The organism is Amycolatopsis sp. SID8362 (assembly GCF_010550475.1).
GTDB lineage: Bacteria > Actinomycetota > Actinomycetes > Mycobacteriales > Pseudonocardiaceae > Amycolatopsis > Amycolatopsis eburnea.
This window is the reverse complement of record NZ_JAAGNB010001150.1, coordinates 1-259: the sequence shown is the minus strand read 5'-3', so window position 1 is coordinate 259 and position 259 is coordinate 1. Positions and strand designations below refer to the sequence as shown.

Below are 259 nucleotides of genomic sequence, written 5' to 3'. Positions count from 1 at the left end.
GCGGGCGCGTGGCCGGCGCGGCCGCGCAACGCCGTGTGCAGGCCGTCCCACAGCGTGCCGTCGGACTTGTCCCGCGGGTCCGGGTCGACCAGCACCACGCCGATGATCGGGATGCGCTGGTCGGCGAGCTGCCGCGCGACGGTGTGCAGCCAGAGCGTGTTGGCGTGCCCGGCCTTGACGACCAGCACGGTCTCCTCGCCGAGGTGTTCCAGGTCGGTCCACGCCGTGCCGGGGGCGACCGTGCCGACGCCGATGCGGC

At 75.3% G+C, this 259-nt stretch carries 1 pseudogene; it reads right to left on the bottom strand.

Features of this window, described 5'->3' with window-relative positions:
- A pseudogene (locus G3I65_RS35545) lies at nt 1-259 on the bottom strand (exopolysaccharide biosynthesis protein); the annotation flags it as partial.